The 20,786-nt window shown below is 33.0% G+C and carries 17 protein-coding genes; all 17 read right to left on the bottom strand.

The window, feature by feature from the left end; genetic code table 11:
* Positions 1–5: 5 nt before the first annotated feature.
* Positions 6–1,112 (bottom strand): glycosyltransferase family 4 protein, encoded by a 1,107-nt coding sequence (locus AQF98_RS18965; protein ID WP_055133526.1) that lies wholly within the window; start codon positions 1,110–1,112, stop codon positions 6–8.
* Between the two features lie 6 nt (positions 1,113–1,118).
* A complete protein-coding gene (gene asnB, locus AQF98_RS18960) occupies positions 1,119–3,002 on the bottom strand; it encodes an asparagine synthase (glutamine-hydrolyzing) (protein ID WP_055133525.1) in 1,884 nt (627 codons plus the stop codon).
* 48 nt (positions 3,003–3,050) lie between these two features.
* A complete protein-coding gene (locus AQF98_RS18955) occupies positions 3,051–4,181 on the bottom strand; it encodes a glycosyltransferase (protein WP_055133524.1) in 1,131 nt (376 codons plus the stop codon).
* 33 nt (positions 4,182–4,214) lie between these two features.
* A complete protein-coding gene (locus AQF98_RS18950) occupies positions 4,215–5,513 on the bottom strand; it encodes a hypothetical protein (protein ID WP_152969761.1) in 1,299 nt (432 codons plus the stop codon).
* Between the two features lie 82 nt (positions 5,514–5,595).
* The gene (locus tag AQF98_RS18945; protein WP_055133522.1) at positions 5,596–7,125 is read right to left on the bottom strand and encodes a lipopolysaccharide biosynthesis protein; all 1,530 of its coding nucleotides are present in this window, start codon (positions 7,123–7,125) and stop codon (positions 5,596–5,598) included.
* 132 nt (positions 7,126–7,257) lie between these two features.
* Positions 7,258–8,262, bottom strand: coding sequence for a hypothetical protein (locus AQF98_RS18940; protein ID WP_055133521.1), 1,005 nt, complete (start codon positions 8,260–8,262; stop codon positions 7,258–7,260).
* Positions 8,263–8,272: 10 nt separating this feature from the next.
* A complete protein-coding gene (locus tag AQF98_RS18935) occupies positions 8,273–8,818 on the bottom strand; it encodes an acyltransferase (protein WP_055133520.1) in 546 nt (181 codons plus the stop codon).
* Complete coding sequence (locus tag AQF98_RS18930; RefSeq protein ID WP_055133519.1) at positions 8,811–9,953, bottom strand: hypothetical protein; 1,143 nt, start codon at positions 9,951–9,953, stop codon at positions 8,811–8,813. The genes AQF98_RS18935 and AQF98_RS18930 overlap by 8 nt, the downstream gene beginning before the upstream one ends.
* A 4-nt stretch (positions 9,954–9,957) precedes the next feature.
* Positions 9,958–11,088: an EpsG family protein gene (locus tag AQF98_RS18925; RefSeq protein WP_055133518.1), complete on the bottom strand. Its 1,131-nt coding sequence runs from the start codon at positions 11,086–11,088 to the stop codon at positions 9,958–9,960.
* Entirely contained in the window at positions 11,078–12,298 is a 1,221-nt protein-coding gene (locus AQF98_RS18920) for a glycosyltransferase (protein ID WP_055133517.1), read from the bottom strand. Before AQF98_RS18920 ends, AQF98_RS18925 begins: the two co-directional genes overlap by 11 nt.
* Before the next feature lie 3 nt (positions 12,299–12,301).
* On the bottom strand, positions 12,302–13,444 hold the full coding sequence (gene wecB / locus AQF98_RS18915; protein ID WP_055133516.1) for a non-hydrolyzing UDP-N-acetylglucosamine 2-epimerase: 1,143 nt from the start codon (positions 13,442–13,444) through the stop codon (positions 12,302–12,304).
* Between the two features lie 21 nt (positions 13,445–13,465).
* Positions 13,466–14,590, bottom strand: coding sequence for an NAD-dependent epimerase/dehydratase family protein (locus AQF98_RS18910; RefSeq protein WP_200911920.1), 1,125 nt, complete (start codon positions 14,588–14,590; stop codon positions 13,466–13,468).
* Positions 14,591–15,025, bottom strand: a complete 435-nt coding sequence (locus tag AQF98_RS18905) for a WxcM-like domain-containing protein (protein ID WP_055133515.1) — start codon at positions 15,023–15,025, stop codon at positions 14,591–14,593.
* Positions 15,025–16,059, bottom strand: coding sequence for a polysaccharide biosynthesis protein (locus AQF98_RS18900; RefSeq protein WP_055133514.1), 1,035 nt, complete (start codon positions 16,057–16,059; stop codon positions 15,025–15,027). Before AQF98_RS18900 ends, AQF98_RS18905 begins: the two co-directional genes overlap by 1 nt.
* An 18-nt stretch (positions 16,060–16,077) precedes the next feature.
* On the bottom strand, positions 16,078–17,349 hold the full coding sequence (locus AQF98_RS18895; protein ID WP_055133513.1) for a nucleotide sugar dehydrogenase: 1,272 nt from the start codon (positions 17,347–17,349) through the stop codon (positions 16,078–16,080).
* Between the two features lie 29 nt (positions 17,350–17,378).
* The gene (locus tag AQF98_RS18890; RefSeq protein ID WP_055133512.1) at positions 17,379–18,347 is read right to left on the bottom strand and encodes an SDR family oxidoreductase; all 969 of its coding nucleotides are present in this window, start codon (positions 18,345–18,347) and stop codon (positions 17,379–17,381) included.
* A gap of 34 nt (positions 18,348–18,381) precedes the next feature.
* A complete protein-coding gene (locus tag AQF98_RS18885; RefSeq protein ID WP_055133511.1) occupies positions 18,382–20,778 on the bottom strand; it encodes a tyrosine-protein kinase in 2,397 nt (798 codons plus the stop codon).
* Between the last annotated feature and the right edge of the window lie 8 nt (positions 20,779–20,786).

Here is a 20,786-nt window from a genome sequence, read left to right as displayed (position 1 = left end):
ATAAATTAATTGACCAAATTTACGGCATCTTTATAGTAATTAATGATAAGATCTTCACTAAAGACATGGATTGCCCTTTCTCTTGCTTTATCTCCCATCGCTTTCCTCTCAACATCAGACATTAATAATATCTTCTCCATTTTATCTGCTAAATCAGCTCCATTTTTCGCCTTACATAAAAAACCTGTTTCACCATCAATTACAACATCTCTACAACCTGGAACATTAGTGGTTACAATTGGCAAGGCCATACTTGAAGCCTCGATTAAAACTTTAGAAAGCCCCTCTCTATAAGAAGGCAAAACCACACAACTAGCCGTTTTCATTACTTCTTCTACTTGGTCTGTTTGCCCTAAATAAATAATTGTTTCCTCAGCAATCCACATATTTAAAGTCTCTTCTGTAATTCCTGTAGCGTTGTTCTGATATAAAGGACCTAATATGGCAAACCTTACATTTGGGTACTTAGCTTTTAATCGCTCTACGGCTGTAATGTATTCCCTAATCCCTTTGTCATAAATTAACCTACCTATAAATAAAAATTGAAAACTTTCATCTTGTTTAAGGCGGAGATCTGGAGAAAACCTATCAGTATCTACTCCAGAGCCTGGAATAACTTGTGTTTTTGATAACTCTACCAACTTATTTTCAACAAATAAATCACGATCGTCATTATTCTGAAAGAAGACTTTGGTCGCCTTTTTTTGAGAAAATTTATATAACCATTTGGCAATAATAGTAGCAACACTTCTCTTAATAAACAAGGTACCTAAACCAGAAATATTATTAATTACTGGGATATTTAACATACCAGCTGCAATTGTACCATAAATATTAGGTTTAATTGCATTATGACAAATGACATCGGGGCCGATTTTTTTATAGATCTTATAGTAATTAGAAATTAACCTTAAATCTTCTAGCGGATTGGTTGAATTGTTATTGATCTCAATATGCTCAAAGTGCAGGCCTTCATTTATCAATTTTTCATCATATCCATCTTTATATGCTACAGTATATATGGTATGTCCATCTTTTTGTAATGCTTTTAATAACTTCAACCTAAAATTATAGATACTCCAAGCGATGTTAGATGAAAAAATAATCTTCATTAGTAATTACGAATTGTTATAAATTTCTTTGTACCACTTTTGGAAGCAAAAAATTGACCAAACTTTGAATGTATTATCTATTTTACCACTAATATGGTCTACGATAAGCTCATTGATTACATCGTAGTTAAATATACCTTGAGTTTGAATAAAACTTTTTTCAACATAGGTTAACAATTCCTTTTTAAGACTACTCTTTAACCAATCTCCTACGGGCACTTCAAAGCCCTTTTTACGTTTATCTAGAAAATCTTTGGGGAAATAGGTCTCAAATGATTTCTTTAAAATGTGTTTTTTGTCCCAGCCATTAATTAAATATCTTTCAGGCAGCGTATTGGCAAAATTCCACAGCTCTTTATTTAAAAAGGGCGATCTGCACTCTAAAGAGGACAGCATACTTGTACGATCGACCTTAACCAACATGTCACCTTCTAGGCTTAAATGCCGATCTATATTTCTAAAATCAGTTAATGTTTGACTTCTATAATCGACTTTATTTTTATAATACGCAAGTACATTACCTGAAAACAAAGACTGCGTTAAAAGCTTTTTTGCATCAGCTTCCTGAAAACCTAAAGAAATGATGTTATAATAAAAATCTTCACCATAATTAATAGAGTTCATTAGCTTATTGATTTTAAATCGCTTTCCTCTATTGTCATCTTTTGTTGACAACAATGGTGATATGGCACTTTTTAGCACATTGTGTAAACTCCTAGGTATTAAACTCGTATATCTGCTATTCAGTTTTCCAATGTAATATTTATTATAACCGCCAAAAACCTCATCTCCCCCATCACCTGTTAATGCCACCTTTACGTGTTTGCTTGTTTTTTGTGCAACTAAATAACTGGCCAATGCTGATGAATCGGCAAATGGTTCGTCAAAATTTAGCACTATTTCATTAATATTAGCCAATAAATCTTGTTCGCCTATGATAAACTCATGATGATTACTCCCAATCATTTTGGCCACCTCTCTGGCTTTAGCCGACTCATCAAATTCCTTCTTTTCAAATCCGATAGAGAAAGTATCAATTTTGTTAGTACTCTGCTGTGCAACACATAATGAAACGATAGAAGAGTCTACCCCTCCAGATAAGAATGTGCCAATAGGCACATCAGCAATGGTTCTACTTTGTACACTGTCACTAACTAGCTGGTATACTTTCTCTTTTACTGAACTTAAATCAGTCTCAATTTCGGTCTTTTTGAAATTTTGTTCGATTTCTTTTAATGAAAAAGAAAAGTCTACACAATCAAACTCTAAATAATGATTAGGCTCTAATTTATGCACCTCTTCATAAATGGTATAAGGTGCCGGAATATAGGTGAGCTGAAAATATAAATTCACAGCGGTTAATGAAATCATAGGTTTCACAGGTAGAACCTTAACAATTGACTTAAGTTCTGATGCCCAATAAAATGCATCTTGAAAGTTAGCGTAATAAAGTGGCTTCTCTCCGAAAAAATCACGGGCAATAATCACTTTGTTCAGATTTGCATCATAGATACTGAAGGCAAACATGCCATCTAGCATGCTAAATGAAGCTGTACCATATTTTTCGTATAATTTTAGAATCACTTCTGTATCAGAAGTAGTTTTAAAATCGACACCTGCTTCAACTAATTCCCGCCTTAGGGTTTTATAATTATAAATTTCGCCATTAAAAACGATCACTTTTTGTTGATCATCAGAGTAGATTGGTTGCTTACCGGTTGTTAAATCAATAATGGAAAGACGCCGCATGCCCATAGCTATCCTATCATCTCTCTGATAGACTCCATCATCATCTGGTCCGCGATGAATGATAAAATCATTCATTTGTCTTATTTTAAGATTCAATTGAGGATGATCTTCTTTTAAGATTAATCCGTTTATTCCACACATAACATTATTTAACAATAAGTTCAATCTGATTAAAATCCAGATATATTTTTACTTTTCTTTCAGCAAGTCTTCCCATTTTGGCATTATATGATGTTTATCAAATAAGTTAGCATAGGTTAATCCGATATTCTGGTATTCTTTAATCCTTCCATTTGAAAAGATCTCATAGATAATATCAACCCATATTTTATTTGCTGCGTTATTTGTGAAGGAAGGCATTAATATACCATAAGTCGCATATTCTTCAGTAGTTGTTCTATAAATCAAATTGGTTTCTGGCGCTAATATTTCTCGCGGCCCATTATCTATATCAGCAGATATCACTGGAATTCCACTCAATAAGCCTTCAACCAATACATTTCCAAACCCTTCACTTCTTGAAGCACTTACTAACAAATCGCATTGCTTCAAATAAGGATAAATATTCTTTTTTTGCCCTAAGAAATGTACAAAATCTACAACACCCAATTGATTAGCTGCATCCCTTAACATTTGTTCGGATTCGCCTTTCCCTATCAATATCAAGTGTATGATAAAGTTCTTTTTCTTTAGATCAGCTACGACTTCAATCAACTCCAGTTGACCTTTAAGTCGGTTAAAACGGCCTATACAAATCATTTTAGGGAATGCTTTAATATGATCAAATAAATCATCTTCTAATTTTTCCTCACCTAACAATTTAATTTGATTGGCATCAAAAGAATTATAGATCACATTTATCTTATTCTCAGGTGTATTCAATTGCTTTACCACATCCAACTTTGCTTTTTCAGAGTTAACGACAATAGAACATTTGTTATTAAAAATAAACTTCATTAACCATTTTTTAAATTTCGAATTGAGATCTATTGTGATATCACTATGTATCCAAAATATAAGATTAGGCTTTACAAGAAACAAATTACATAAAAAAGCAACTACAATACTCTTATATAGAGAAGCAATCAATACGTCATTAGGCTGCAGATGTTTATAGAGTCTATAAATTAGTTTAGGGAAGTTTAGTATACTAACTTTTCCACCTCTACTTAAGTTAATTACATTAATACCATTGGTATCATAGTCAACATTCTGTTGAAGGGTAAAAATCGCATCAAATTTAAGATTATGGTATAAGCCAATATTTAAAATCTCTGCACCACCATTTCCAAGATCATTAATAATTAAATACTTTTTCATTTCCCTAACAACTTATTTTCAAATCAGTAAAAGTTATTTATTCAAAATCTGATTAAAATCACGCAGCAAAGTAGCTTGTATATCTTCTATCTGATGATTTTTTTTACCACATTGCCAAGCTTTGTATCCGTAGTTGATTAATTTTTCAGGAGATTTAATTAATTGAGTTAATTTTACTTCTATCTCATTTTTATGTGTCGCAACTATTGCTGCATCATTATCGATTAGATAATCTATGCTTGCACAGATAGTACTACCTACTGCAAAAATACATTTTGCAGACCGCAGGTAGTCAACAATTTTAGTAGAAAAAGATTGTCTTACCATTAACTTTTCTCTTAGATCAAAAGATTCTACATAGATCAAAACATCAGCTTCTTGTTGCTTTATTTTAACTTCCTCTTGCGAAATACCACCACGAAAGGAAAGACTCTTAAAATTTAGTAGGGTAGTACTCTTTTTTTTATTTAAAGGCGTTTGACTATAGATTGTTAATATTGCTTTTACCCCATCTTCATTGATTTTATCTAACGCTTCGCCTATTAAAGCTAAGCTTTTATACCTTCCTGCACCAATATTCCCTGTATACAAAAGTTTTACGGGTGTATTAATTGGTTTCCTGACAGGGATTACATCAAAATTGCCCCCCTTAAATAATATATGACAATCTTTATTGAAACAGACATCATAATCTTTTTTCTGGATATCGGAAATTACATATAAAAGATCACATTGATCAACTACCTTCTTTACAAAGAAGCGATTCACCAAACGGTCTATCCAAAAGAATGGATTAATAGAAAATTGTCTTAATGTATATACATCATCTGACACATAACCTAACATCTTCTTCCCACTGTATTTTTTTACATATAATCCAATTCTATTCATATATGGATTAATATAAATGGGCGTAAAAATTAAATCTGGGTTAAAATCATCAATAAACTTATTCAGCTCTTTAGACTTCCATCTACCCAAAAACCATATTATTTCACGAGCCCACATAAAAACCATATATCTGTTTTTCTGAAAAAACCTGAATATCTTTTGTTCTTTAGTTGCTATTGGTACAGGAGTAAGCTCATTATCTTTACGATTAGGAATTAAAACGATATCCCCTGTTTTATTCTCTTTATCAATTAAATTTAGTAGGAGTTTTTTTTCACTCATCTGAAAAAAGTGAGAGGCGATACTATTGTTGGGTAAGCCCATGCTACAATAGATATTTGCAATTTCAATTTCTTTAATATTACCAAAAATATTTGAATACGAATCCCCGAAACTATTATCGTCACGCCAAGGAGTACTTGATAGGATGAGTATTTTCATATTATTATTCATAAAATCATTTTTATATCATTGAGAGATATTGGCTCAATCTTACCATACAATAAGACTAACAAATTCTCAGTTACTTATTATTGCTGATGAGAAGACGTACTTTACTGATCAATGTTATTATTAATCCTTTTTCATTCACATTAAGCCCTAAAAACCACATCGACATAAAGTAAAACAAACTAATCATTAAGACTTTAGATGTAAAAAGGACAAAGCTGCTTGCTAAAAACCAATTACTGATAAAGAAACCAAATCCTAATGAAAGGCCCAAAGGCAGAAGCATTTTGCCATAACATTCTTTAAAAAAATAGCCCATATCTAATTTCATCTTCTTATAATATACAATATTCATTCCTATAACCTGAAAAATCATCAGAGCTATAAAAATCCCAATTGCGGCTCCTAAAGCTCCTAATTTTGGGATTAGGAATAAAGAGATTACAATACTTACTATTGAAGAAGAAATATAGAGTATCGCTTTAAATTTCACCTCATTTTCCACATACATCAAGCTAATGGCAATTTCTTGTGTTAAAGGAATTAATCCAGGTAATATCAGCAATAATACAATAGGATAAGAAGAAACAAAATCTGGCCCCATCCATAATACAATAAATTCTTTGCCTAAAGTAATAATCCCCACAAATAGTACACCTATAATAAACAATTGCATTCTACCTACTCGAATCATGAGTTTAGTCACTTCATCTCTATTGGTTGAGGAAGAAACAATCTTCGCTACCTTTGGCAAAAACAGTCCATTCAATGCACTGGCAAAAGTCCACACATAGCCCTCTATAAAATTTCCAATCGAAAAAACAGCAATAGCAATTGTACCAGAATAAATAGCTAATAAAGTTGGTGCAATGTTTAACATCAGTCGTTGTGCAATTCCAATTACAGTTACCCAAACAGAAAAACCTAATAACTGTTTCGATAAATCTCTACTCTTGTAATAAAAATCTACCCTAACATTTGTAGTTCTATTGATGTAAAATAGTTTAATTAATATAATTATTATACCCATAATTGCATTAATGGCTACTAATGCATATAGTTTATAACCAAAATATAGGGCAATTACCATAGCAACAATTAACCCGACTTTACTAATAAAGTCGCAGAATTTCAAGAGTATAAACCGCTCATAAGCAATTAAAATTCCATTTAATGGCATAAAAGGGAAAGAAATCAAACTAAATAAACCAGCAATACAATAAATGGTTTTAAACTTAACCAGTTCTATTGGGTTGAGTTCTTTAAAAACATATTCAATTAAAAAAAAAATAACAATTAAGACAACGAGCAGTATTAAATTAATGTAGAGGTATAATCTAGTAGTGATCCCTAATAATTGATTTACTTTATGTTCTTGTTTTTCTGCCCTATACTTAGCTAAAAATCTGGCAATGGTTTGCCCAAGACCAAAGTCCATTACAAAATAAGTTAAAAAAGAGGTAACTAAAATATATAGTCCGTAATCTGATTTACCAATTTGTTTAACCATCCATGGAGTGTACAACAAACCTGCGATAATATTAAAAATTATCGCCACATAAGACATTAATGCTCCTCTTTTAATCTGTGAGTTACTATTCATTTATGCCCTGTCTTTTTAGTTTCTAAATCCAAGTAATTAGTATTGTAAATCATTCAATTTAATGGGGTCTAATAAAAAGTCAGGACTATAACTATTTAATACTATCAAAGCTATTCTGCATTTCAGTACCATTTAGGTATTATTGCTCAACCTTCTTTTAACTCCTTTTTTTATACTTTGAAAATCACCACGTAAGATTCTGTAAAAAACCGATTCTATCACTCTGTAGAATTTAATTAATGGATATCCATTCCCCATAATCCGATCTAACCCTTTTTTATAACTTACATCTTCCATAACGAATCTAGGATGCTTTAATGGAAATTCTAATTGATGAGTTTTCATAAATAGAACTCGACGAATACCTTTAGGAAGCTTATCAAGCGAATCTAGTGCATGCGTCCCATCTGCTCCAATTCCTACATTCGAGATTAAATTTTTTGTAGGAATAATATTCATTTTTGAATTTAACAAGACAAAAGAACCTAATATAGATTCATAATGTTCTTTCCCTGTACTTCTATGTCGTTGACTATTTTTTATTAACTTTTTATAATCGGAATCACCAATCAGATTTTTAAGCAATTTTAAATTGTATTCATCATCTAACCAAGTGTAATACTGATCACATTGATCAAAGTTCTTCTTCCAAGTTGCCCATCCCCATATTGACCCTGTTCTAGCAAATAGATAGGAATATGGAGAATCAACCTCACCGATATTGTTCATCCCACATATTACACCTATTCGTTCATCATCTTTGTACCTTTCTAGCATTTCCTTACAAAATGGGAAAAAACTTTGAGAGGGTACATCATCATCTTCTAATACAATGCCATATTCTTCATTGTCAAACATCCATCTTTGCGAAATATACTCAGATGGATCACACCCAAAATTCTTCTCTTGGTAAAAATGAAAAACTTGACAGTCCCAATCTATATCAGCAACAATTTCCCTACATAATTTACCATTCTCCAAGTCATCTAATCTATTTTCTCTTGGTCCATCTTGATATAAATATAATTTCGACGGTCTTGCCAATTTAATCTGTTCAAAAACCTTTGATAAAGGTTCAGGTCTTACAAAAAAGATGACCAATACGGGTATATCAATCTTATATGAATGTTTTTCCATTATTTTAATTCTATCTGTATTTTTTAATTTTTGCTGGAATACCTACGGCTATTCCATTCGCTTCTATCTCGCTATTTACTAAGCTCATTGCTCCGATGACTGCTCCATCGTTAATTTTTGCACCCTTGATGATCTTGCAGCCTGCAGCTATCCGTACATCACTACCAATAAAAATTCCACTTTCATCATACACTAAAGGTTGTTTCTGGATGAGGGTATCTCTTTCAATATCATGATTACAATCTATGATATAACATTGCCCGGCAATAGCTACATTGTCGCCAATTACCACTCGTTGATGGGCATAGATTATTGTACCTTCTCCTATTTGAACATTATCTCCAATAATAATCGCTCCTGTTCCATTAAATGAAACATTAGGATAAATAGTAACATCTTTACCAATCTGTAAACTTTTACACCTGGCAACGGATACACTCCCTAATATTCTAACACTTTTTTCTGTACTATTAATTCTATGCAGAAAAACATATTTTCTATATCGTAATAAGAATGATTCTTTTACCCTATCTACAAAATACAATAAACTATACATGGTCAATTATTTTCTTTAAACCTTCTATAAATTGATGATCTAATTCTAATAGCAACTTTTTACCTTCATTCTTATCTTTAACATTTACTTCCATTATGGCATTGGCTATGGCCTCTGGGTTATCTTCTTTATAATAAGAAACCAAATTGCCTATCCTAGATTCTGATACACATAAAACATCACAAGAAACTACATTCAATCCCATACCCAAATAAGATAATATTTTGCTTGGAAATGAAGAATCAAGATACACACCATCCATTTTTTGGGTGCTCAATCCAATGTGGCATGATTGACAAAATTTAATATATTCATCTCCACTTTTAAGCCCATCATAAGACACTTTACATTTTGAAATTTTATTAATTTCTGCTATTCTCTTCTCTAGTTTATCTACCTGTCCAAAACCAATAATATGCATCACATAATTATCATTAAGGTAAACTGCACTTTCAATGGCATTAAAAGCTCCAGCTTTGTGTAAATCAATAATTCCGGCATAAACCAAATGTATTTTACCATCATCAACGGGCTGAGCTAATGTTTCAATTACATCATAATTACCATAAATTATAATGTGCGGCATTTTTGTTTTTATTCGCTTCGCCAACATTTCTGTTGAAAACAGAAATGCATCGGCTTTATCAAAAATTTTATATTCTAACTGATCAAAATAAGGATGTAATGAAGATACATCTTTGTATACTTCCTCAACTTCTAAGATAAGTTTGAATTTTTTAATTTTTTTTGCCCATAAAATAGGTAGCGCTAACCATGGAGAATGATACGCCAAAATACTTTCCCCTTTTTGTACATTTTTAACTAACCAAAAAAATAACCATAATAAACTATATACTATTTTAAGATTTCTGGTTAGTTTATACTTAGTAATGAAACTACGAACTAAAGTAAGCTTCTTACCTTTTTGTATATCAATAGTAATTCTTTTCGTAGTATCAACTAAATGAACAGCATCATCTAACCAAGAAGGTGAAATTAAATGCACATGAAATCCAGCTCTGTAAAGAGCCCTACAAATGTAATCCATCTTATTTGTAGCCGGTAATGCTGCAACCCTTTTATAAACAGATCCCGGGATGTCATAAAACCCGATATACTTAATTTCTTTATTCATAAGATTAGTCTCTGATAAAATAATTAGATGGCAACCTCATCTCTTCCCAAAAGAAACCATATTGAAGTGGTGTCTTTAAATTTGCCCTAATAGTTAAGGAGATCAGCGCTATTATAAAAAAAGCAATCATTTCTCTTTTAATTGTTTTTGAAAAAGTTGCGAATGACTCTAAAATTTCTGGCACAAATAACAATAGGAAAATAGAGAAATATTGAACAACTCTCATCATAGAAGGATTTACCCAAGTTAAAGGAAGGAAGAACAAAACCATTATAAATGCATTATAATAGTGCCTTGCAATGCTTTTATTCGCTAAAATAATCTTGCTCCGCCATAAAGAAATTATAGCCACTAGCAAAAACATCACCGTAAAAGTATAAGTACCTGCTCCCTCATATTGTTCGTAATTTTTATATCCACTCAAATTGATAAAATAAATTGCCAACTGATTTTTATAGATCATAAAAATTGGGAAGAAAGAAAGAATGGCTGCATAGAAATATTTTGTATTCTTAATATTTGCAATAAAATAAAAAGGAATAAAAATCAATACAGATTTATGAATGGTTGCTGCTAAGGAGATCAATATCAAAAAAGGAATTAATTTCCTTTTCTTAATGAGTTCATATCCAAAAAGTGTGGCTGCTGTTGCTATAGTCTGTCGATGTCCTGTGATAGAGAAAAAACTATAAAATAAAGATGAATAAATTACAAAAGCAATGATTGCATCAACTAATCTTGTTGTATTTTTATAGATAAAACTACCAAGTGCTGAGAAAAATATGATTGCGATAATCATTAGATAAACCTGATAATCATCAATAATATATTGTAGTAGCTTTTGAAAAATTAAATAACCAGGATCTTTACCTATCCCTAATCTATAATAATCAGCTATTGAATTAAAGATGTCACTCCATGAAGTTGTTTTTACTTCATTAAACAACAAGGAATAGGCATAAGTATCATCCCCAACGGCTACATTTCTGAGACCAGATTGTAAAATCAAAATAAAACATATCGTACTGATATATTTCTTCCTATTGCTAGCTTTATCTACTGCAAGCTTACTCCCATTTGAAAATAGCTTACCAATACCAAGGATTAAAAAAATTACAAATAAGTTAACAATCATTTTTAGATATAACTAGTTGGTAAAGGTCAATAGTTTGTTGAATATTAGTGTGGCGATCATAATTTGCTTTAACATGTGCCCTACAGTTGTAGCTATATATTGACTTGGGTTGGCTTTTGATAAGCTTAATTTTATCATAAACGGCTTCGACATTTCTCTTATCTACAACGTAACCACAACCCTCCCCAACTATTTCAGGGCAAGCCGTTGAATTATAAACGATTACAGGTGTGCCACAGCTCATTGATTCGGCAATTACCTTTCCAAAAGTGTCTTCAGTAGATAAATGTACATATACATCTGCTGAAGCATATAACTCTGTTAAGGCAGATTCACTATTTAAATATGGAATACTAATCACATTATGAGGAATATCATTGAGGTTGTATGTCTTACCTATCAACACAATTTGCATATCCTCACTTACCATCTTAGAGAGTTTGATAAAATCTATAAGTCTATTTTGATTTTTGCTCCAACCAGCACTTACACCTAAAATTAAAAACTTATTTGGTTCTATTCCATATTGTTGATAGATTGTACGTCTTTCGATAGGTTTAAAAATATCATGGTTAACCCAATTATAAATTCTTAATGTAGTATGATCTTTCAAAAAAGATTGTTCAACCTGCTGAAGCAACCAATCAGAAACTGTAATAATACTCAAGTTTTTAATTGCATTAAACCATCTTTTTTTATCCTTATACATCATAAATGAACTATCTAAAAATAGACTAGCTGGGTATTTGTGCACTTGTGGACAGTGTTCACATTGTGTTTGCCATTTGAAGCACTGTACATCTGTATAATGTGTGCATTTACCTGTAAATGCCCAACAATCATGAAGTGTTAATACAACAGCTTTGTTATAAGTGATTAAAAAATCAAAGAGGATTTCAAGATTGATGTAATTACCATGTAGATTATGTAAATTAATTACATCGGGTTGGATTTCTTCGATAAATTTAACCAGTCTTTCGGTTCCCCTTTTGGTAAAGTACCCTTGCTTACCAAGCACACGTGAGCCCAAATTATGCAGATGGTTTTCTAAAGTAGTACCCACTTTGAATGACCTATAATACGAACTATGACCTTGACCATAGGCAATGTAACACTCATGACCCTGTTCTTCAAGCACCAACGCTTTTTCGATACATGTTCTACCTGTACTACCTATACCCGATACTGTATTGATCAATAGCACTTTCATAGGTTAATTATTCTCACTCCAAACCATGCGTTTAATGTAATCTACATAACTAATAATGATCTTTACCACTTTATCTGAAACATTAGGCATCGCATAATCAGCCACAAGTCTAAAATTTCTCTCACCTTCTATTGTTTGGTATTTAAGCTGTATTAGCCCCTGCATAATTCGTTCTGGGTTTAAGCCAACCATCATTACTGATGCTTCTTCCATTGCCTCGGGGCGTTCATGGGCATCCCGAATATTTAAAGCTGGGAAATTTAAAATAGATGATTCTTCTGAAATGGTACCACTATCTGACAGTACTGCATAAGCTTTCATTTGTAAAGCATTATAATCGCTAAAACTCAATGGCTTCAAGAATTGTACCTCGGGACGCATTTGAATATTCTTAGCTTCGATCATTTTCCTAGTACGAGGATGTGTGCTTACAATAATCGGATAATGATAGGTTTTGGCGATGAGATTTAAACTCTTCATCAGCCCTTCAAAATTCTTTTCGTTATTTATATTTTCTTCTCGATGTGACGATACCACAAAGAATTTGCCTTCTTTTAAGTTCAAACGTTCCAGTACATCAGATGCTTCAATTTTAGGCAGATAATGCATCAATACCTCAAACATCGGTGAGCCAGTTTTAATGATCCTATCTGCAGGCAAACCTTCTCTTAATAAATATTCTCTGGCTATTGAGCTGTAGGTTAAATTGACATCAGCAATATGATCGACAATTTTCCTATTGGTCTCTTCTGGTACACGTTGATCAAAACAACGATTACCAGCCTCCATATGAAAAATCGGGATATGATGTTTTTTAGCTGGTATAGCACACAAACAACTGTTGGTATCTCCTAGAACCAAAAAAGCATCTGGTTTTTCATTAATCAGTAAAGGGTCAATCTTGATTAAAATCTGTCCTATGGTTTCTATTGCTGTTGTACCAGCTGCGTCTAAAAAGAAATCAGGCTTACGAATACCCATATCGTCAAAAAAGATCTGGTTCAATTCATAATCATAGTTTTGTCCTGTGTGCACCAAAACATGCTCAATCGCATCAGATTCATCTAACTTTGCTACCACCCTCGCTAATCTAATAATTTCTGGTCTAGTACCGACCACAGTCATTACTTTCAATTTATTTTGCATCTGTTCGTCAATTAAACCAAATTAAACTACTTCCATATAAGTATCAGCATCAATTGGATCGTAAAATTCGTTGATCCAAAAATTCGTATATAAATCCTCATCACCAATATTTTTGATATTATGAGTATACCAAATTGGCATATCTACATAAGCTGGTTCATTCCCGTCAAGGTAAAAATCCATTACTTCAGTAGTACCAATACGACGTAGCTGAATGAGTGCCTTTCCTTTAATTACTGAGAAACGCTCTATTTTTCGGGTATGAAAATGGTTGCCCCTTGTAATTCCGGGAACTGTTGTAGAGAAAGAAACCTGCCCACCAGTGCCTAAACGAATTATCTCTACAAAAACTCCTCTTGCATCTGTATGTTGAGTGTACTTTACAGGATAATGGTTTTTAATATCCATGTAGCACCTAAAAGTGTTAAATAAATTGAGTTCAAAACGATTATTGATTTCTGGAATAATACCTAGTTTTACATACTGTTCGTTATACTTTTCTAATAATAACAGTATTGTAGAAACCTTTAATTCTTCTGTATGTGCTATCTCTAATAATGAATTCCCTTTAGCTTGTTTTATTTCTTTAATAATCAACTGAACCAGATCAGCTACATAAATGAGTTTAATCAATCCATCGGAATCAATTTTTGGCTGTTCATGATGCGTAAGTTGATGACAAAAAGTGGCAATAAATGAATTGTAATAAGGATGACCAAATGGACCAAAAACATTTGGGATAACCATTCCTGTAGCCTTTCCACCTGACTTTATTGCCCAATTGTTAAACAATTCTCTCCCTACTTTTTTACTCTTGCCATAGGGATTATCTCTTTCTTCTTGTGAGGATGAGGAGAATATTACATGAGCTTTACTTTGTACACTTTCTAGCGCAGTAATTAATTGATGAACTAGGGCTACATTGTTATCATAGATCATTTGGGGATCATTGTGTTTATTTAATGCTGCCAAATGAACAATTACATCACATTGTGCCACAAAGTTTACAAGTTCTTGCTGATCTTCAAAGAAATTGCGATTAAAATCAATGCGTTCAAACTCTTCTGGAGAAAGTCCCAATGTGTTGTATAGATGTTTGCCTATAAAACCTTGTTGTCCGGTAATGCCTATTTTTATTTTCATCATTTATTCTTCCCATTCCCCAAAATAATTTACGGGGAATAAATAATCATCATTTTTAGCATTTGTAATATCAGAATCTGCAAATATGATCATTTCTGAATCTTCTTCTAATGCTTGTAACCCGCTTGCATAACCAACCGGAATATGTAATACTTGATTTTCTGCTGCATTTAAAACGATCGTTTGTTGTGCTAAAACAGGATTAGGATTTTCCCAATCATCTATACAAATCAGTTTAACCTTAAACACTCCTTTACTTACATAAAACCAACGTTGTTCTAATTTGTGTGCCCGCCATGCCCTAATGGTACTAATATCTGGATGTACAATACAGTAAAATCTGCGCACCTGTTTCATATCAAAATCATTCACAAATTTGATCGTTCCGCGTTGATCTGTATGAGCACCTCCTTGTATAATTTTTGGCAAATTTTCCATTACCCAGCGTATTGAACTGCAGTTAAATCGCCAAAAACTTCTCTTTTTATCAATGGAAGATTTGACAACAATGTCTTCATCCCATTAACATCTAATTGTTCAGTATTATGCGAGTGGTAATCTTCAATTCTAGAAATATCTGTTTCTCCTTCAGAAAAGTACTGAGCATAATTTAAATCTCTATTGTCTGCTGGTATGCGATAAAACGCACCCATATCTTCTGCTTTCAACATTTCTTCTCTAGTGCAAAGTGTTTCGTATAATTTTTCACCATGCCTAGTTCCTATAATCTTAATCTCATTGTTAGCTTTACAAAGTTGTTTAAGTGCCTCAGCTAAATCTCTGATGGTACCAGCGGGTGCTTTATTGACAAACAAATCGCCTGAGTTTCCATTTTCAAATGCAAATAACACTAGATCAACTGCATCTTCTAATGACATTAAGAATCTGGTCATGTTAGGATCGGTAATCGACAACGATTCTCCCTCCTTAATTTGCTTTAAAAAAAGTGGAATAACAGAGCCTCTTGATGCCATTACATTACCATATCGGGTTAAACACACTGTGGTCTCCATCGAATTTCTTGAAGCGGCAATTGCTACTTTTTCCATCAGAGCTTTAGAAATACCCATGGCATTAATTGGATAAGCTGCTTTATCTGTACTTAAACAGATAACCTTGTTTACCTTATTTGTCATGGCAGAGTCGATCACATTCTGTGTGCCAAAAACGTTGGTTTTGGTAGCTTCAATTGGGAAAAACTCACATGAGGGAACTTGTTTTAAAGCAGCTGCATGAAATACATAATCTACTCCCTGCATTGCTCTATTGATACTGTCAAAATCACGAACATCACCAATATAGAATTTAAGCTTATCGTTTTTAAGTGTGTTCCGCATATCGTCTTGCTTTTTTTCGTCTCTAGAAAAAATTCGGATTTCCTTAAAATGGTCTGTATATAAAAAGCGATTCAATACGGCCGATCCAAATGAACCCGTACCCCCTGTAATCAGCAATGTTTTATCTTTAAGCATAGTATCTTTTATTTATAATTACAATCCCCCGTCAGCATCTTTCAATATCCCTTTCACATCGTAAATGATGCTATTTTCATTCTGCAATGAACTTAAATCCAGATTCAGGAATTGATTATGTGCAACACCCAATACTATAGCATCAAATTTTTGATCAGGTAAATTATTTGTGGTAAAAAGTCCGTATTCTGATTCTACTTCTGCTGGATTTGCCCAAGGATCATAAATAGATACATTTACATTGTATTCTTTTAAAGCGCCAATTACATCAACAATTTTAGTATTGCGAACATCAGGACAATTTTCTTTAAATGTTATACCTAGGATTAAGAGATTTGCACCCTTAACAGAAATATCATTTCTAATCATCAACTTCACTACTTCAGAAGCCACATATTCTCCCATACTGTCATTTAATCTGCGACCTGCCAGAATAATTTCAGGATGGTAACCATGTTCTTGCGCCTTTTGAGCTAAATAATATGGGTCAACACCTATACAATGTCCTCCTACCAATCCTGGTTTAAATGGTAAAAAATTCCATTTCGTCCCTGCCGCTTTCAGTACAGCTTTAGTATCTATATTTAGGATATTAAAAATTTTAGCCAGTTCATTTACAAATGCAATATTGATATCACGTTGTGAGTTTTCAATCACCTTTGCTGCTTCAGCTACTTTTATACTAGGTGCTAAATGTGTTCCGGCAGTAATTACACTTTTATATAAATCGTCCACCTTTAAACCAATTTCTGCAGTAGAACCTGATGTGATCTTTAAAATTTTATCTACAGTATGTTCTTTATCTCCAGGATTTATTCTTTCGGGAGAATAACCAGCAAAAAAATCTTCATTAAACTTTAATCCACTAATTTTCTCCAAAACTGGCACACATTCTTCTTCTGTTACACCAGGATACACAGTTGATTCGTAAATCACGATATCACCCTTTTTAAGCACTTTACCTACGGTTTCACTTGACCTGTATAGTGGGGCTAAATTTGGTCGGTTATTTTTATCTACCGGTGTTGGTACGGTAATAATGTAGATTGTGCAATCAGCAATATCCGCAAGTTCTGCAGTACAAAACAGACCCTTTTCAGCTAATGAAGTATCTTTTATCAATACTTTTCTGAGTTCGTCTTCTTCAATCTCTAGGGTATGGTCATACCCATTATTTAATGCATTGATACGGGATTGATTGATGTCAAAACCAACAACTTGATACTTCGTGGCGAATAACCTAGCCAATGGCAAACCAACATACCCTAACCCTATAACTGCAATCTTCATTCTATAATTTACTTAATAATATCAATACTTTATTTTAGGCTTTCCCAGTACCATTTTATGGCTTCCTTCAATCCATTACGAATAGTATGTGATGGTTCGTACTTTAACAATTCGCGTGCCTTAGCTATAGAGGCTAATGAATGTGGTATATCTCCCTTTCTTGTTGGTCCATATTTTACTTCAATTTCTGCGATGTCTTTATCATAAAAAGCTAAAAATTCTTTTAAATATCCGACCAACTCATTCAATGTAGTCCGATCTCCAGCGGCGGTATTATATACTGTATTAATTGCTGCTGGATCAGTTGTTAACATGGCCCTTTCATTCATTTGAATCACATTGTCGATATAGGTAAAATCTCGAGAGTAATCTCCTGTACCATTAATCTGTGGACTTTCATGCTGCATTAATTGTTTAACAAACAATGGGATTACTGCGGCATAAGCTCCATTTGGATCCTGCCTACGACCAAATACATTAAAATAACGTAATCCAATTGTTTCTAAGCCATACGCCTTGTTAAATATATCTGCATACAGTTCATTTACATATTTAGTAATGGCATAAGGTGATAAAGGTTTGCCAATTTTGTCTTCTACTTTTGGCAGACTTTCCGAATCACCATAAGTTGAGGAGCTAGCTGCATATACAAAGCGTTTAACTTTGGCATCTCGTGCCGCCACCAACATATTTAAAAATCCAGAGACATTAACATCATTGCTAGTTATTGGGTCCTTAATTGAGCGTGGTACCGAACCCAAAGCAGCTTGGTGAAGTACATAATCGACCTTATCAATTGCTCTTTCACAATCCTCCATTTTTCGAATATCACCTTCAATTAATCGAAAATTTGGATTTTGCAAACAAGATTCTATATTTTTCCTATAACCTGTAGCAAAATTATCTAAAACTACAACCTCATAGCCAAGTTTTAAAAAATGTGTTGTTAAGTTAGAGCCTATAAAGCCCGCCCCTCCAGTAATTAAAATCTTTTCCATTGTTCTTTTTTACTTCTATTACGCAGAGCAATGCTTACCAATTCTTTTTGAATCTGCTTAAAAACCTACCAAAGAAAGATTTGCTTCTATCGGCATTTACATCATCAGCATAATAGCCGTAACCATAGCCATAACCGTAGCCATAACCATAACCGTAACCATAGCCATAACTACCGCTTAATTTAATACCATTTAGAATAATATTCAATTTTGGAAATTTATTGGCTATATACAATTCATTTAAACGTTCGATCTGATTTTTAAGCGTAACTCCATGACGTACAATATAGATTGAAGCATCAGCCAAGCGACTTAAGATTTGTGCATCTGTAACTAAACCAATCGGTGGTGTATCGATAATGATTTCATCAAAATGAAGTTTTAAATAAGCCGTAAGTTCTTCAATTTCTTTTCCCAAAAGCAGTTCAGACGGATTTGGTGGAATTGGGCCAGAACTGATCACCATTAAATTATCATGTACGCCCGAAGGCTGTATAATATCTTTAATTTCTGCCCTACCGATTAGATAATTACTTAATCCTACCTTATTATCTAAACTTAAGTATTTAGAAACTTTAGGTTTCCGCATATCAAGCTCCAAGATAATTGTTTTTTTACCGCTAATGGCCAAAGCTGCAGCTATATTAGAAGCCACAAAACTTTTTCCTTCACCAGACATGCTGGAGGTAAATAAGGTAACAAAACCTGTCTGCTCTTCATTCTTATGTCTTAAAAACTGTAAGTTGGTACGAATGGCCCTAAACTGCTCTGCTATAGCATTTCGGTTATTGGCAGCTACAACAATCGGATTGGCGTGTTCCTTATACAATAATTCACCAATAATAGGTGTTTGGGTAAATTCTTCAATATCCCCTGGCGATACCACCTTGTTGTTCATTAGCTCCCTAATAAATACAATACCAATAGGTAATACCAAGGCAATGATAAATGCAGCTAAATAAATTGATTTTTTTGTTGGAAAAACAGGAGATTTAGAATAAGATGCTGGATCTACAATTCTGGAATCCGCTACATTTGAGGCTGCTGAAATAGCTGATTCTTCTTTCTTTTGTAATAAAAATAAGTATAAACTCTCTTTAATTGTCTGTTGTCTTTTGATACTTATGAATTGACGTTCTTGAGTTGGCACTTTCTTGATGGAGTTTTCGTATTTGCCAGCATTAGAATTCAGGCTAGACTTCATACTCATCAATGCTGTTTTTATTGTTTTTACATTTGATCTAATTGCCGCCTTTAACGATGTGATCTGATCATTAATTGGCCCAAACAATGGATTAGATTCTGGCACATTAGCTAATGTGGCAATTTTCTTTTGCTGCAATTCATTCAATTGATTTATCTGACCTAATAAGATTGGGTCTTCAATTCCAAAAATGCTCGGTGCTTTTCCATTTGTATTTTCAGAGTCTACATAACGTTGTAAATCATTTACTACACTAATCTTTAAATCAATTTCTCCAATTTTAGCATCATTGGCCTGCATGTTTTGCAGATACGTTTCGGCTTGCGCCGAAATATTTGTAATTCCTTGACTCGTGCTAAAGTCTTCTATATTTTTTTCTACACTCGTTAGTTCACCTGTAATCAGTTTCAAACGTTCGTCTACAAAGTTTAATGTACTTTGTACTGTTTTGTTTTTGTCTTCTAAAGTAGCTTCATTGTATACCTGCATTAATGTATTAACCACATCTTTACCTTGATCTGGTGTAGCTGATAAGAAGTTGATCTGCAATACCGAAGATTGCTTACCTACAGGCAAAACCGTTAATTTACTTAAATAACTATCTGCTACCTGATCTCTATCTCCAATAGAAAGTATATAGTTATTATTTTGATTACCCTTTAAATAGGAAGTTGTAGTTATCTGATATATACCTAAAAAATTACGTTGAATCTGATTGAATTTACCTAGTACTTTCTTTCCTGAATTCTCATCATGTATAGTGTAGGTACTATCACTTAAAATGGTGAATTTAAATAATTTACCTAAATTTTCTCTTGCGATATCAATGGGTTTAAATTTTACAGGGCTTGATGAGTAAGCAGAAGTATTGATTACCCTACCTTCTACCTGTAAATTGGCATCTAAACTTAACCGTTTTACTACCTGCCTCATTAATGTTTTAGATTTTAAGATCTCTATCTCATTATCTATCACCTTTGATGAGCCAAACATATCTAATTGCTTCAGTATTTCGCTGTTGGCATCACCTTTTTTCTCATCTTTAATTAATAAGGTGGCCTCTACCTTATATATAGGTTGTGCATAACGCAAGTATATGTAAGCACCTATAAACATGATAATTAAGCTTACTAAAAATAAAGGCAAGAAGTATAGGTATTTATGAATCAATTTTTGAAAATTGATGTTTTCAGACTTTTCTGTTAATAATGGGGTATTGGGTTGCATAGGAAGAA

It is taken from the genome of Pedobacter sp. Hv1 (assembly GCF_001412215.1).
GTDB lineage: Bacteria > Bacteroidota > Bacteroidia > Sphingobacteriales > Sphingobacteriaceae > Pedobacter.
This window is presented reverse-complemented; position numbering and strand designations above follow the sequence as displayed.

What these genes read in the sequence shown, in the direction of transcription:
- AQF98_RS18900 (WP_055133514.1), bottom strand. Translation starts at nt 16,059, where the DNA reads ATGCTTAAAGATAAAACATTGCTGATTACAGGGGGTACGGGTTCATTT.
- AQF98_RS18890 (WP_055133512.1), bottom strand. Translation starts at nt 18,347, where the DNA reads ATGGAAAAGATTTTAATTACTGGAGGGGCGGGCTTTATAGGCTCTAAC.
- AQF98_RS18930 (WP_055133519.1), bottom strand. Translation starts at nt 9,953, where the DNA reads ATGAATAAAGAAATTAAGTATATCGGGTTTTATGACATCCCGGGATCT.
- AQF98_RS18905 (WP_055133515.1), bottom strand. Translation starts at nt 15,025, where the DNA reads ATGGAAAATTTGCCAAAAATTATACAAGGAGGTGCTCATACAGATCAA.
- AQF98_RS18965 (WP_055133526.1), bottom strand. Translation starts at nt 1,112, where the DNA reads ATGAAGATTATTTTTTCATCTAACATCGCTTGGAGTATCTATAATTTT.
- AQF98_RS18955 (WP_055133524.1), bottom strand. Translation starts at nt 4,181, where the DNA reads ATGAAAAAGTATTTAATTATTAATGATCTTGGAAATGGTGGTGCAGAG.
- AQF98_RS18910 (WP_200911920.1), bottom strand. Translation starts at nt 14,590, where the DNA reads ATGATGAAAATAAAAATAGGCATTACCGGACAACAAGGTTTTATAGGC.
- AQF98_RS18940 (WP_055133521.1), bottom strand. Translation starts at nt 8,262, where the DNA reads ATGGAAAAACATTCATATAAGATTGATATACCCGTATTGGTCATCTTT.
- AQF98_RS18935 (WP_055133520.1), bottom strand. Translation starts at nt 8,818, where the DNA reads ATGTATAGTTTATTGTATTTTGTAGATAGGGTAAAAGAATCATTCTTA.
- wecB (WP_055133516.1), bottom strand. Translation starts at nt 13,444, where the DNA reads ATGCAAAATAAATTGAAAGTAATGACTGTGGTCGGTACTAGACCAGAA.
- AQF98_RS18920 (WP_055133517.1), bottom strand. Translation starts at nt 12,298, where the DNA reads ATGAAAGTGCTATTGATCAATACAGTATCGGGTATAGGTAGTACAGGT.
- AQF98_RS18925 (WP_055133518.1), bottom strand. Translation starts at nt 11,088, where the DNA reads ATGATTGTTAACTTATTTGTAATTTTTTTAATCCTTGGTATTGGTAAG.
- AQF98_RS18950 (WP_152969761.1), bottom strand. Translation starts at nt 5,513, where the DNA reads ATGAAAATACTCATCCTATCAAGTACTCCTTGGCGTGACGATAATAGT.
- AQF98_RS18895 (WP_055133513.1), bottom strand. Translation starts at nt 17,349, where the DNA reads ATGAAGATTGCAGTTATAGGGTTAGGGTATGTTGGTTTGCCATTGGCT.
- AQF98_RS18885 (WP_055133511.1), bottom strand. Translation starts at nt 20,778, where the DNA reads ATGCAACCCAATACCCCATTATTAACAGAAAAGTCTGAAAACATCAAT.
- asnB (WP_055133525.1), bottom strand. Translation starts at nt 3,002, where the DNA reads ATGTGTGGAATAAACGGATTAATCTTAAAAGAAGATCATCCTCAATTG.
- AQF98_RS18945 (WP_055133522.1), bottom strand. Translation starts at nt 7,125, where the DNA reads ATGAATAGTAACTCACAGATTAAAAGAGGAGCATTAATGTCTTATGTG.